This is a genomic window from Williamsia muralis (assembly GCF_051487485.1).
In the GTDB taxonomy this organism is placed as follows: Bacteria; Actinomycetota; Actinomycetes; order Mycobacteriales; family Mycobacteriaceae; genus Williamsia; species Williamsia muralis_B.
On record NZ_JAHVCV010000011.1, the window covers coordinates 82,781 to 95,130 of the forward strand.

Here is a 12,350-nt window from a genome sequence, read left to right on the forward strand (position 1 = left end):
GCCGTGGTCCGAGCCCGGTTGCTTCCCCGTGGCCGACGGCATCCATCGAATCCCCCTGCAGATGCCCGGGGACGGCCTGCGGGCGATCAATGTCTATGCGCTCGAGACCAACAGCGGCCTTGCGCTCATCGATGGCGGCTGGCATCGCGAGGGCACCTACGGCGAGCTGATGCGCGCGCTCTCAATGATCGGGCGCGCACCTGACGAGATACATGACATCTACGTGACGCACGTACACCGTGATCACTACACCTTTGCCGTCGAACTTCGGCGCAGGCACGGATGCCGGGTTCACCTCGGCAGCGGCGAGGTGGTCGGCATCGAGGCGATTGCCCGACTCGGGACCAACGTCCCGGAAAGCTCACTGCGCGAACTGAAACGGGCAGGGGCACATCGGATTGCCGAACGGGCGTACGCCGACTCCGTAGGCGAGCCATTTGTGGCCGACGACTGGGAACCGCCCGACACCTGGTTGACCGCCGGACCCCTTCACCTGTCCAGCCATTCGTTGACTGCGGTTCACACCCCCGGGCACACCAAGGGGCACATGGTGTTCCATGATGCGGATCGCGGCGTCAGCTATACCGGCGACCACGTGTTGCCGACGATCACCCCGTCCATCGGTTTCGAGCTCGGTGATTGGGACCTGCCCCTCGCCAAGTACATCCGGTCACTCGAGTTGATGCTCGACAACCATGACCACATCATGTTGCCGTCTCACGGGGACACCGGATCGGGTGTGCACGCGCGAGTCCACGAACTTCTCGCGCACCACGAGCGACGGTTCGCGGCCACCATCGCGGCCGTGGAGGCGCTACGCAAACCGACGGGACTCGCAGTCGCACAGGCACTCACATGGACTCGCCGCGAGCGTCCATTCGATACTCTCGACAACTTCAACCAGATGGTCGCCACGTGCGAGACGTTGGCACACCTCGACGTACTCGCCGAGCGCGGCAGGCTGAAGGTCGAACATCGAGAAGGAGTGGATGTCTTCACCGTGCGGTGACGGCACGCAATCCATCCGATCTGCTGCTGCCGGCCGGTCGTCCTCACACTCGCTGTCAGGCGGCTGTCCAGCCACCGTCGACATTCAGCTCGCTACCGGTGATGAACGTGGAGTCGTCGCCGGCCAGGAATGCGACCGCTGCCGCGACCTCGGTCGCCTGACCGAGCCGGCCCATCGGTGTGTTCGCGAGCATCGCGCGATGACGTTCGGTGCCTTCATACCGCTCGAGCAACTGCTGAGTCTCGATGAACCCCGGGTGGATCGAGTTGACGCGCACACCTTTGGTCGCCCAGTGCAGGGCGGCGTTCTTCGTCATGGTTCTGACCGCTCCCTTGGCTGCGGCATAGGCAAAGCTGTTCCCCATCCCACCAACTGTGCCCAGGATCGAGCAGATGTTGACTATCGAGCCGCCACCGGACTGCTCGACCAGTGCTCCCGCGTGCTTCATCCCGAGCCAGGTACCGGTCTGGCTGACCTCGATGACCCTGTTGTACCTGTCCAAACTCTCATCGACAACAGATTCGAGGCTTCCGATGGCACCGTTGTTGACAACCGCACCCAGTCGTGAAAACCGTTGCGCCACCGCAGCTACGGCATCAACCCACTCCGCCTCGGACGCGATGTCGAGACCGAGCGCCAGGTGGTCCTGCGGAGAATCCAGCTCTGCGACCAGCTTCTCGCAACCGTCGAGCGCAAGATCGGTCACCACCAGGTTGGCGCCCTCGGAGGCGAGTCGGCGCACGATCTCGACGCCGATTCCTCCGGTCGCGCCGGTGACCAACACGACCTTGTCCTGCAAACGCGTTCTGCCATCAGTCATTGACTCTTCGCCTTCTGGGTCGGCTCAGAGCTTGCTGAGCACGTTGCGGCCACCGATCAGCATGGCAATCGCCACACCTCCGGTTGTCACCGCCGTCATGAGTAACGCCATGGCTGCCACCAGCGGATAGGTGCCGTTCTGCCACATGTCGAACAAGAGCGTTCCCATCACTTGCGTCGTGGACGCACGGACCAGCAGCGACGCTGCGAACTCGTGGGTGAGCAGGATGAACATCAGGGCAACCGCACTGAGGATCGTGGGCCGCATGAGTGGCAGCATGATTCGCATGTTCGTCACGAATGGTGAGGCACCACTGGTCGCGGACGCTTCGGTGTAGGTGTTGCCCAGTGCCAGCATCGCGGTCATCTGCATGCGGGTCGCGAACGGCAGCATCAGCACGATGTACACCAGGATGATGACCGTCCGGGTGCCGTACAGGATGAATGGCGGCTCGGTGTAGGTCAGCAGGAATCCGACACCGAAGATCACCGCCGGAATGCCAAGGGGCAGGGCGGTCATCAGGTCGCCGATCAGCGCCAGGACCTTGAATCGCCGGCCGCGGACCAAGAGGTTTGCCATCAGATAACCGATGGGCACCACGATCACAACCGCACCGAGCGACGTGACGACGCTGGTGATCACGGACTCGACGATGGCGTCCGTGCGCAGCAGCTCCCGAAAGTTGTCGAGGGTGAACAGGCTCCAGGACAGGGATCCGGACCAGTAGGGGGTCAGCGAGACGATGATCAGCCCCACGAGCGGGATCACCAGCGCGAACAGAGCGAACAGCGAGATGGTGACCGTTGCCCAGGTGCCCTTACCGGTTGGCGGTGCGAAGGCTTTGCCGCCGTGGGTGACAAAGCGGGTCTGGTTGCCCAGCATCACCTTTTGGATCAGGACCAATGCGATACCGAAGATCACCAGTGGTGAGCCGGCGGCCGCGGCGGCCGCAAAGTCCGAAGGCGACTCCGACACACGTCGGTACATCTCCGTGGTGAGCACCTTCACTCCGCTGTTCTGACCGAGCAGCAAGGGGCCGGTGAACTGACCCAGACCCAGCAGGAATGCGATGCCGCCGCCGTAGATCAGAGACGGCCGGAGCAGTGGCAGTACCACTTTGAAGAACACGCCGAAGGTTGACGACCCGCTCACCTGGGCGGCCTCCAGATGCTCGGAGCTGATGTTCTGCATACCTGAGCTGACGAACAGGTAGACGAACGACGTCAGCCCGAATCCGGTGAGGATGATGATCCACGGCACGGTGTACACGTCGATCGGCCCGGTGTCGGACCCGCTCCACCAAGGCAACTTTCGCAGGAGAACGTTCAGGTATCCCGGCCCCGGGGAGAGCAGGAACGCCCAGCCGACGATGTTCGCGACGGCCGGCATGACGATGGGAAGGATCGGAATGATCCGCAGAAATCCCAGTTTCGCCGGCAGCCTGCTCGCAGCAAATGCGAGCAAGGTTCCGAGGACCATCGCGATCACGAGGGATCCGAGTGCCAGTGCGATCGTCGTCCAGATCGTCTCGGCTATGTCGAAGCGACCGTACGTGGTGCGGTAACCCTGGCCACCGTTCTCGAATGCCAAGAGCTGCAGCCGGATCATCGGCAGGAGCACCAGATATGCGAGTATCGCCAACAGTGCGCCGTACCAGATCCGTCCACGCCACTGCGCCGGGATGACTGCCCGTGACGACGGCCGTGGCCGCGGTGACGGCGGCGATTGTGGTTCGGCGGTGAGCGTGGCCATCAGACCGTCTCCTTGGCCCGGGTGGTCGCCAATTCGGCTGCCGCCGCGCGATCGGCCTCGTCACCGGCGAACACCCGAAGGGTCGACGGCGAGAAACTCACGACCATCGGTGCACCTGGTTTGCTGCTTCGAAGGGCGGCGCTGTGTTCGGAAGCATTGGCACGCAACGTCAGCTCTTCGCTGCCGCTCTTGACGGTGACATCGAAGTGGCGGCCACCGTACTCATAGGTCACCAGTTCGGCATGCAGTGCAACATTGCCGGCGGGTACCTCCGCCATCGATTGGTGCAGGTGCAGGTCGTCCGCCCGGAAGCGGGCGACTGCCGAGGTCCCTTCGTCGGCCAGGCCGCGGACCACGGAATGGCGCAGATCGATCGAGTCGCCTCCCGAGGTGATCCACCCGTCGTGGCCCCGCCGCAACTCCAAGCGATTCCCCATTCCGATGAATGCCGCCACGTATTCCGAAACCGGGTTCTCGAAGACGTGCTCCGGGGCGTCGTACTGCTCGATCTTTCCGGCTTTCATGATCGCCAGCCGGTCGCCGAGGGCAAACGCCTCCGACTGATCGTGCGTGACGAAAACCGCTGTGAAGCCGAGGTTCTGGTGCAGCTGGTGAATCTGCGAACGGACCTGATCGCGCAACCGCGCATCGAGGTTGCTCAGTGGCTCGTCGAACAGGATGAGGTCGGGTTGGGAGACCAGACCACGGGCCACCGCCACACGCTGTTGCTGCCCGCCGCTGAGCTGCGACGGGTACCGGTCGAGCAATTTCCCGCAGTCGACCATGTCGGCCGCCGCCTCGACGGCGCCGTCGGCCATCGCCTGCTTCATCTTTCGCACCTTGAGGGGGTACTGGATGTTCTTACGAACGGTCATGTGTGGCCAGAGGGCGTACGACTGGAAGACCATGCCAATGTTCCGCTTGTGCGCGGGAACATTGAGATGTTCCTTGCCGTCGAACACGGTCCGGTCCTTGAATGCGATCGTGCCGTCCTGCGGAGTTTCGAGGCCGGCCAGGCACCGCAAGGTGGTCGTCTTGCCGCAGCCGCTGGGACCGAGCAGGACCAGGAACTCCCCCTCCTCGATCGTGAGGTCGAGTTGGTCGACCACCACGTTCGATCCGTAGGTCTTGGTCAGACCGGAAACTCTGAATTCTGAGGTCATCTCATACCTTCTGCGTTGATTTCTTCGGAGTGCGGACACCGGCGGCGGTGCCACCATCCACGAGCATGTCGGTGCCGGTGACGTAGCTGCTGTCGTCTCCGGCCAGGAACGCGATGACCTTCGCAACTTCGGCAGGAGTGCCGCGACGTTGCATCGGGATGCTTTTCACGTAAGCCTCCACGTCGTCGGCCGCGAAACCCGCCGACGCCGTGATCGCGGTGTCGATACTGCCCGGGCATACTGCGTTGACCCGGATTCCGCGGTCTGCGAGTTCGAGCGCTGCCACCTTGGTCAGGGCGCGGACACCGAACTTCGATGCACCATAGGCCCCGAGTTCGGCCGTGGCCAGCACGCCGCGCAGTGACGCGAGGTTGATGATGGAACCACCTGCCGACATCGCCGAGGCTGCGGCTTTGATTCCGAGGAATGTGCCGACCAAGTTGAGATCGACCATCGCGCGGAACTGATCCAGGGAGGTGTCCACCAGTGGAGCCTTGATCGCCGCGCCGGCACTGTTGACGAGTACATCCAGGGATGCCTGGCGCGATATCTCAGAAGTTGCTGCTATCCAACTGGATTCCGACGTCACGTCAAGATGTAGGTAATGGGCGTCGGGGCCCAGTTCGTCGGCCAGATCCCGGCCTGCCGCATCGTCGACGTCGGTCAGCCAGACGGTCGACCCTCGCCGCGCGAACTCCTGTGCACACGCGCCCCCGATCCCTTTTGCCGCGCCGGTGATCAACACGTTGGTTCCACGGAACTGTGGTGACGAGGTGTTCATGGCGTCCTTTCGACTCGGAATCGGGGGTGTCGTGTGGTGTTCGGTCAGCTCTGGAAGAGCTTCTGCCATTCTTCGGAGTATTGCTCGACCTTCTCTGGTGTCAGCTCCGCGACGTCCGGTGACGCGATCTCCTGCGCCCTGGCCACCGCGCCCGGGATGTCAGGCAGCGCAGCGGCGTAGCCCGGGTTGAGTGCTGTCTGCCCCTCGGTGGTGACCATGAAGTCGGCGAGTACCTGCGCAGCGTTCGGATGGGGTGCGACGCCGACGACCTGGCTGTACCAGGGTGTGCCCCAAGGGTTGGAGGGGAGCTTCCAGTTGACGGGTGCGCCGGCCTCGACCTCGGTGACCAGTGGTTGCACCGACGGGGAAACCACAACTTCGCCGGACGTCAACGCCTGCGCCACACCGAGCGCGCTGGGGTACACGCGCGGCTCGAGAGCAGCGAGCCGCTCCCAGTAGTCTTCGCCGTAGGTCTTGGCGTAGTACCGATACAGGTCGACGTACGAGGCGATCCCTGTCGGATTGACGATGCCGATCTTGCCCTTGTACGCCGGGTTCAAGATGTCCTGCGGCGTATTGAGCCCTCCGGGTACAGCGCTCGTGTTCCAGCCGAGGGCGAACACGGCTGCGCTGGTGAGGAAGAAGCGGTCGTTGATGACACTCTTGTCCGGTTCGTAGGCCGGCGCGTCCAGGGCAGGGCCGACCAGATCGGCAGAGTACGCACCCGAGTCCGCTGCGTTCTGAATCCACCCGGCGTCGGTGAGCATGTGTACGTCGGCGATGCCCTTGCCGGTCTTGTTCTCGGTCTCGATCCGCGGATTGATCTCCGCATCGGTTCCGCGAACGAAATCCATTGCTATGTCGGGGTATTTCGCGTTGAACGCTACTTTGAGCGCCTCGAGGTTCGCCGGCTTCTGGCTGGAGTACAGCATCACGCTGCCCTCCTTGTTGGCGGCCGCGACGACATCGTCCCAGCTGCCCTCCACCGGACCGGAGGAGGAAGAGCTACCCCCACACGCGGCCAGACCGAAGGTGGACGCCGCGATGGCAACTGTCGCAATCGCTTTCGTGATTGATCTCATTGTGACAAGGCTTTCTCTTCCGAACCTCTTGAGTGAGGTTCTCACCGATGGGGGTCGAGCAGTCGAACTGGTTGTCAGCCGATGTGATTCAGCGTCTTCGCGAGCGTCTCCGGAATCGAGATCATCGCCATGTGGCCCGAGTCGAGGTGCAGATCTGCCCGGGTCATCGTGCGGAGATCCTGCGCGGCCCGGGTGCCACGACCAGGTAGATCCACGGCGACAACGCGGCCCGTCAACAGCGGAGTGAGGCGATCCCAGCACGTCGCGCTCATACCGGCGCCGTGTACCAAGAGGAAGGACATTACTCGCCTTTCGCCAAACTGAACTGATGTCAGTTTGAACCTAATCTGGTTGCGCTGTGATGTCAATCACCAGCGGCGACTAATTTGAACTGAATACACTTCATTTTGCGACGAGCGTCTGACCTGCACACTCTTCGACTGGGATCACGATCTCGGCGACGCCAGAACGGTTTCAGCGGCTGCGAGCCCGAACACCAGCGCCGTGGCCAAACCGCCCGCGTACGCGCGGTTCCACAAACCTCCGGTATCGGAACCGGCTGCCAGCAACCCCTCGATCGGTTTGCCACTCGGGTCCAGGACCCGAGCTCGTGCATCGATCATCACCCCGCAAAAGGGGAACGTGATCGCCGGTGCAGCCTCGATCAGGTAGTACGGCGGTTCGTCGAGCGGCAGCGCGTCGTGGGATCTGCCGGGGATCAATTCGCCCTGATTTCGGGCTCGGTTGTTGAAATCGACGATCTGCTCGGCGATGGCAAGACCGTCGTACCCCCACTCGTCGGGCAGGTACTCGAAATCTGACAGGTCCTCGGCCATGCCCACACGCCCACCACGCTTGCTCGCCAATGCAAACTTGTCGACGGCCACGGCACCCTCTACGTACGAGGCCACCATCCACTCCCGATGAACGCGCGCATCGGCGACCAGCAGACCCCGACCCTCCGGTTGGTCCAGTAGCGCCATCGTCGTGAGGTGGTCGCCCAGGGTTTCGTCGACGAATCGGTGACCGGTGGTATTGAACAACAGGGCGTGTTCGCTGTAATACAACGACAGATCCACGAAGTCGCCGGAATCCCTGAACTCGACGCCGGCGGGGATCAGATGCCCATAGAACCCCGCGTCGTCGGCACCTGTCGCGGCGCCGATCTGCTGCGCCAGCCGCAGGCCGGCACCGACACTGTTGGGATTCGATCGAAGCGGCATCGTGCCGGCCTCGGGGTGGACATATTGTGCGAGGAGGTCCCCGCTTCCCTGAAACCCACCGGTGGCCAGCAGCGTGTTTCCCGCTCGAATGTCCGCTGTGCCATCCGGATCGCGCACCCGTACCCCGATGACTCGGTCCCCGTCGGTCATCAGTTTCTCGGTTGCGCTCCGCAGCAACAGTTTTCCACCGTTGTCGAGGACCAGTCGTTTGCACGTGTCGAGGTAGTGGTTGGTGTCGAACTTGTGCCCCCGGCCGAACCCCAGGATCGGTTGTGGCGGACCGACCGTCACGCCGACGGAACGAATCCAGTCGATCCCCCCGGCAAATCCGTCGACGAGTGCATCACGCAGAGCCGGGTCGCCATGCGGATTGTGTTGTGCCATGACCTCTCGGTCGGGTGCGGTCCAGGCATAGCCGGCAAACCTGGCTGATCCACCGACGTCGTCTCCGACTTCTACAACCGTCACGGACCTTCCCGCGACGGCGGCTCTGGCCGCCGCAGTCAGTCCTGCCATCCCCGCGCCGATCACCAACAGGTCACAAGAAGTCCCGGGCATCGATCAAAGTCCTTCCGGTGAGGCCTATGTCGGATTCAGAGGGTGCACTAGCCGAGGAACGACTTTTCCCACTGCTCCTGGAACTGGGCGATCTTTTCCGGTGACAGTGCCGCGATGTCAGGGAGTGGAATGTCCTGGGCCCGTGCCACCGAGTCGGGTATGTCCGGCAGAGCACTGCCGTAACCGAATGACAGCGCGGTCTGTCCCTCGACCGTCACCATGAAGTCCGCCAGCACCTGGGCGGCATTGGGGTGCGGCGCCGACGACAGCACGTGCGAGTACCAAGGGGTTCCCCACGCGGGGTCGGGCAGCGCCCAGTCCACTGGCGCACCGGCAGCCACCTCACGCAACAGTGGTTGGACCATCGGCGTGGCAGAGATCTCGCCCGAACTCAGAGCCTGCGCGATACCCAGTGCGCTCGGATACACCCGCGGATCCATCTGAGCGAGTCGCTGATTGAAATCATCCGACCCCCAGTTCTTCTCGAAGAACTGGTACTCGTCGACCACGGCCGCGAAGCCGGCAGGGTTGACCACGCCGACCTTCCCCTTGAGCGCGGGGTCGAACAGATCATCAGGAGAAGCGAGGCCGCCCGGCAGCGCGTTGGTGTTCCACCCGAGGGCGAAGACTGCTGCGCTCGTCAAGAAGAAGCGGTCGTTGATGACACTGCGGTCACGTTCGTACTCCGAATTGCCGAATGCCGGCCCCAGGATCTCGGTGGAGTACGAACCCGAGTCGGCAGCATTGGTGATCCACGCCGGATCCGAGACCATGTGGACATCCGCGGTCCCTTTGCCGGTCCGATTCTCGGTCTCCACCCGCGGGTTCATCTCCACGTCGGTGCCGCGGACGAACTCCAGGGCGATGTCCGGATACTTCTGTTGGAAAGCAACTTTGAGCTTCTCCAGGTTCTCGGGATGCTGCGTCGAATAGAGCACCACCGAACCCTCCTTGTTCGCCGCGGCGACAACTTCGTCCCAATTGCCTTCGACAGGTCCGGATGGGGACGAGCCACCACATGCCGATACGAGCATGGTCAGCGCCGCGCCCAACGCGACAGCCCCCACTTTGAGAGATCTCAAGGTCAACCCTTCGCCGGAAACTGAACCGATCTTGGTTCAGGAGCTTAGGGCTGTGGTTCGGGTGATGTCAATCACGTCGCGGTTGGTGACCTGCCGCGTCCGTCCGTCGCGATTCCTCCGACTTCGTTCACTTCCTCCGGTTGCAACCGGAGGAAGTAGCAGCAGTCGGAGGAAGTGTGGCTGGAGTCGGAGGGGCGGGGCTGTAGTTGGAGGAAGGATGGCCGGAGGCGGCGGGAGCGACCTGCCGGCCCGTTCGTCGCGTTTCCTCCGACTTCGTCGAGTTCCTCCGGTTGCAACCGGAGGGAGTGACTGAAGTCGGAGGAAGTGTGGCGATTAGTTTCAGAGCACGCGCTCTGTTATGGTGACTTCATGCCCCGCCCCCGTGTTCACGACCACGACCACCTGCTGGATGTCGCCGAGAAGTTGGCCGTCGATGCCGGGCCGTCCGCTGTCACCGTTCGCGCCCTTTCCGAGGCAACCGGGGTATCAAATGGCGCGATATACAATGCCTTTGGGTCCAGAGCCGGATTGGTCGGGCGGGTGTGGCTACGCGCTGCCGGACAGTTCCTCGCACTGCAATGCGACACCGTTGCCCGGGCACTGGCCGACGGTTCTGACCGCGAGAGCGCTATCGAGGCTGTTGTTGCGGCCGCCGACACCCCTGCCCTGTTTTCCATCGAGCACCCTGTTTCGGCGCGGTTTCTCCTCACCGTGCGACGCGAGGAACTCCTGGGTTCCGGCGACATTCCGGCTGATATAGCCGACGAGTTGCGCACACTCGACAAGACATTGGGCGACCTGTTCATCGAACTCTCCCGGGCGCTGTGGGACCGCGCCGACCGGCAGACTGTTGCGATCATCCGAGACTGCGTTGTCGAACTGCCCACCGCTTTGCTGTTGCGGGGCAAACACATTCCCGATTCCCAGGCAAGGGAGCGGCTCGCCGGCGCCGTGCGAGGCGTCCTGTCCATCCCCCCTCCCCCAGCCAGATCTTCAAAGAAGTGAAACGAAAGGACGCCCGATGACCGCAACCCTGGAGTACCGCGACAAGATCGCCGTACTGAACTTCGGTGACGACGAAAACAGGTTCTCGCCGGATTGGCTCGACACAGTCAATACGCACCTGAGCGCCGCACACAGCAATGCCCAAGGACTCATCACCACAGGTTCGGGCAAGTTCTACTCCAACGGCCTGGACCTCGATTGGCTTCTGGCACACGGGGACCGCGCCGAATGGTACGTCGACCAGGTGCACACACTGTTCAACCGAATCCTGACCTTCCCCTTGCCCACTGTGGCGGCGATCAACGGTCACGCCTTCGGCGCCGCAGCCATGCTTGCGACCGCACACGACTACCGGGTGATGCGAGACGACCGCGGCTACTTCTGCTTCCCTGAAGTCGACATCAACATCCCCTTCACGCCCGGGATGGCCGCGCTGATCCAAGCGAAACTCAGCCCGCAGACTGCAGTGACGGCCATGACAACCGGCCACCGATACGGCGGCGCAGAAGCACTGACCTCCGGCATCGTCGACGACACCGCACCAGAATCCGACTTGGTCGACGTCGCAATCACCCGGTTGTCGCCCATCATCGGCAAAAGCCCGGACACCCTCGGGGCGATCAAAACCACCATGTACACCGCAGTCACCGCAGCCTTGCAACAAGGCCGAAACTGATACCGCCGGCGAACTCAGGACAGCCCATGACCTCCACCACCACCGCACCTACCGGCACCAACCTGCAGATCTGGAACAAGCTGCAACGTGTGCCGTTGGGCAACTGGATCTTCACCCAGGCGCTTTGCTTCAAGGCGCCCTACTTCCGCAGCGTTCATCCGCTGGTCCAGGAACTGCGCCCCGGGCTGTGCCGAGTCACCGCACCGAATCGGCGAAGCGTGCACAACCACCTCGGGAGCTATCACGCCATCGCATCCTGCAACATGGCCGAACTCGCCGGCGGCATGATGACCGACGCCACCGTGCCATCAACCCACCGGTGGATACCAGTGGGCATGACCGTCGAATACAAGGCCAAAGCCACCACCGCGGTGACGTCGGTGGCCCGACTCGACTCGATTCCCGCCTTCACCGACGAACCCACTGAACTCGTTGTGCCCGTGGACATTCTCGACGCTCACAACGACGTCTTTGTGACCGCCACCATCACCATGCACGTCTCGAAAAAGACGCACTAGCGAGGCGGCAGGCCGACCAGCAGCTAAGCCCAGCCCGCCGTTTCCGCCGCCGCGCGATGTGTTTGTTCGAGGAAGTTCAAAACCATGGCGTCGGGATCGGGTGACTGCCGCACGAGATGGTACGGAAGTACGTACTCCCCCAGTGCGGCGTCCCAGAACGCAGGAGCTTCGACGGCCGGATGGGTGTCGTACCCGTCGGGATGGGGGTACGCGTACGCGTAGAAGACGCCTTCCTCAGCGCCACCGGGCCAGTACCCTGCGCTCGAGACCTCGTCACTGTAGGCCTCGTGCATGACCCAGTCCGGGCAGTTCGGAATACCGCCGGGATGCCTGGGCGCAGGTCGGCCCGAGAACCGTGTGACGGCGAGATCGAATGCGCCCCAGAAGAAGTGGACGGGTGATGACTTTCCTCGGAACTCACCCCGGAACTTCGACAGGACACCGTGTGCACTGACAAGTGACCGCCAGAAGCGAGACATGGCGTCCGCGTCGTACGAGGCATGCACGGTGTCCTCGGCGAACGGAATCGCCTCAGGCAGTTCGACGGGGGTGCCGACCAGCGCTATGTCGAAACCGAGGTCGTCGAGGTGACCGGTGTATTCGGCGTAGAAATCGGCGACGGTCCGCGGTGTTCCTGCGGGCGAACCCGAAGATCGACTGGCTCTTCCTGTCCAATGACGC

General features: G+C 63.0%; 12 protein-coding genes and 1 pseudogene. 4 read left to right on the plus strand and 9 right to left on the minus strand.

What is annotated here, in order from left to right; translation table 11 throughout:
• The first annotated feature begins 61 nt into the window (after nt 1–61).
• Nucleotides 62–1,009 (plus strand): MBL fold metallo-hydrolase, encoded by a 948-nt coding sequence (locus KXR83_RS23965; protein WP_437427060.1) that lies wholly within the window; start codon nt 62–64, stop codon nt 1,007–1,009.
• A gap of 55 nt (nt 1,010–1,064) precedes the next feature.
• Here KXR83_RS23965 and KXR83_RS23970 read toward each other — a convergent pair whose 3' ends face one another.
• The 8 genes from KXR83_RS23970 to KXR83_RS24005 form a co-directional block, all read right to left on the minus strand.
• Nucleotides 1,065–1,829 carry an SDR family NAD(P)-dependent oxidoreductase gene (locus KXR83_RS23970; RefSeq protein WP_437426998.1) on the minus strand — a complete coding sequence of 255 codons (765 nt, stop codon included), beginning with the start codon at nt 1,827–1,829 and terminating at the stop codon, nt 1,065–1,067.
• A 24-nt stretch (nt 1,830–1,853) separates the two neighbouring features.
• Entirely contained in the window at nt 1,854–3,581 is a 1,728-nt protein-coding gene (locus tag KXR83_RS23975; protein ID WP_116916721.1) for an ABC transporter permease, read from the minus strand.
• A complete protein-coding gene (locus tag KXR83_RS23980) occupies nt 3,581–4,744 on the minus strand; it encodes an ABC transporter ATP-binding protein (RefSeq protein WP_116916722.1) in 1,164 nt (387 codons plus the stop codon). The genes KXR83_RS23975 and KXR83_RS23980 overlap by 1 nt, the downstream gene beginning before the upstream one ends.
• 1 nt (nt 4,745) lies before the next feature.
• Entirely contained in the window at nt 4,746–5,525 is a 780-nt protein-coding gene (locus KXR83_RS23985; protein WP_437427061.1) for an SDR family NAD(P)-dependent oxidoreductase, read from the minus strand.
• 44 nt (nt 5,526–5,569) lie between these two features.
• Nucleotides 5,570–6,607: an ABC transporter substrate-binding protein gene (locus KXR83_RS23990; protein ID WP_437426999.1), complete on the minus strand. Its 1,038-nt coding sequence runs from the start codon at nt 6,605–6,607 to the stop codon at nt 5,570–5,572.
• Between the two features lie 74 nt (nt 6,608–6,681).
• Complete coding sequence (locus tag KXR83_RS23995) at nt 6,682–6,909, minus strand: alpha/beta fold hydrolase (protein WP_437427000.1); 228 nt, start codon at nt 6,907–6,909, stop codon at nt 6,682–6,684.
• Between the two features lie 144 nt (nt 6,910–7,053).
• Nucleotides 7,054–8,388 carry an FAD-dependent oxidoreductase gene (locus tag KXR83_RS24000; RefSeq protein ID WP_437427001.1) on the minus strand — a complete coding sequence of 445 codons (1,335 nt, stop codon included), beginning with the start codon at nt 8,386–8,388 and terminating at the stop codon, nt 7,054–7,056.
• A 47-nt stretch (nt 8,389–8,435) separates the two neighbouring features.
• Complete coding sequence (locus tag KXR83_RS24005; protein ID WP_437427002.1) at nt 8,436–9,470, minus strand: extracellular solute-binding protein; 1,035 nt, start codon at nt 9,468–9,470, stop codon at nt 8,436–8,438.
• Between the two features lie 369 nt (nt 9,471–9,839).
• Here KXR83_RS24005 and KXR83_RS24010 point away from each other — a divergent pair, with 369 nt between their 5' ends.
• From KXR83_RS24010 to KXR83_RS24020, 3 genes are read left to right on the plus strand one after another with little or no spacing between them, the layout of a single operon-like run.
• Complete coding sequence (locus KXR83_RS24010) at nt 9,840–10,475, plus strand: TetR/AcrR family transcriptional regulator (protein ID WP_437427003.1); 636 nt, start codon at nt 9,840–9,842, stop codon at nt 10,473–10,475.
• A gap of 16 nt (nt 10,476–10,491) precedes the next feature.
• Nucleotides 10,492–11,151: an enoyl-CoA hydratase/isomerase family protein gene (locus KXR83_RS24015; protein ID WP_437427004.1), complete on the plus strand. Its 660-nt coding sequence runs from the start codon at nt 10,492–10,494 to the stop codon at nt 11,149–11,151.
• Nucleotides 11,152–11,177: 26 nt separating this feature from the next.
• Complete coding sequence (locus KXR83_RS24020; protein ID WP_437427005.1) at nt 11,178–11,669, plus strand: hotdog fold domain-containing protein; 492 nt, start codon at nt 11,178–11,180, stop codon at nt 11,667–11,669.
• Nucleotides 11,670–11,692: 23 nt separating this feature from the next.
• Here KXR83_RS24020 and KXR83_RS24025 read toward each other — a convergent pair.
• A pseudogene (locus KXR83_RS24025) lies at nt 11,693–12,298 on the minus strand (DUF5996 family protein); the annotation flags it as partial.
• Nucleotides 12,299–12,350 lie beyond the last annotated feature (52 nt).

Excerpts from the sequence above, each read along its gene's own strand:
- KXR83_RS23965 (WP_437427060.1), top strand. The coding sequence starts at position 62 with ATGCCCGGGGACGGCCTGCGGGCGATCAATGTCTATGCGCTCGAGACC.
- KXR83_RS23970 (WP_437426998.1), bottom strand. The coding sequence starts at position 1,829 with ATGACTGATGGCAGAACGCGTTTGCAGGACAAGGTCGTGTTGGTCACC.
- KXR83_RS23975 (WP_116916721.1), bottom strand. The coding sequence starts at position 3,581 with ATGGCCACGCTCACCGCCGAACCACAATCGCCGCCGTCACCGCGGCCA.
- KXR83_RS23980 (WP_116916722.1), bottom strand. The coding sequence starts at position 4,744 with ATGACCTCAGAATTCAGAGTTTCCGGTCTGACCAAGACCTACGGATCG.
- KXR83_RS23985 (WP_437427061.1), bottom strand. The coding sequence starts at position 5,525 with ATGAACACCTCGTCACCACAGTTCCGTGGAACCAACGTGTTGATCACC.
- KXR83_RS23990 (WP_437426999.1), bottom strand. The coding sequence starts at position 6,607 with ATGAGATCAATCACGAAAGCGATTGCGACAGTTGCCATCGCGGCGTCC.
- KXR83_RS23995 (WP_437427000.1), bottom strand. The coding sequence starts at position 6,909 with ATGTCCTTCCTCTTGGTACACGGCGCCGGTATGAGCGCGACGTGCTGG.
- KXR83_RS24000 (WP_437427001.1), bottom strand. The coding sequence starts at position 8,388 with ATGCCCGGGACTTCTTGTGACCTGTTGGTGATCGGCGCGGGGATGGCA.
- KXR83_RS24010 (WP_437427003.1), top strand. The coding sequence starts at position 9,840 with ATGCCCCGCCCCCGTGTTCACGACCACGACCACCTGCTGGATGTCGCC.
- KXR83_RS24015 (WP_437427004.1), top strand. The coding sequence starts at position 10,492 with ATGACCGCAACCCTGGAGTACCGCGACAAGATCGCCGTACTGAACTTC.
- KXR83_RS24020 (WP_437427005.1), top strand. The coding sequence starts at position 11,178 with ATGACCTCCACCACCACCGCACCTACCGGCACCAACCTGCAGATCTGG.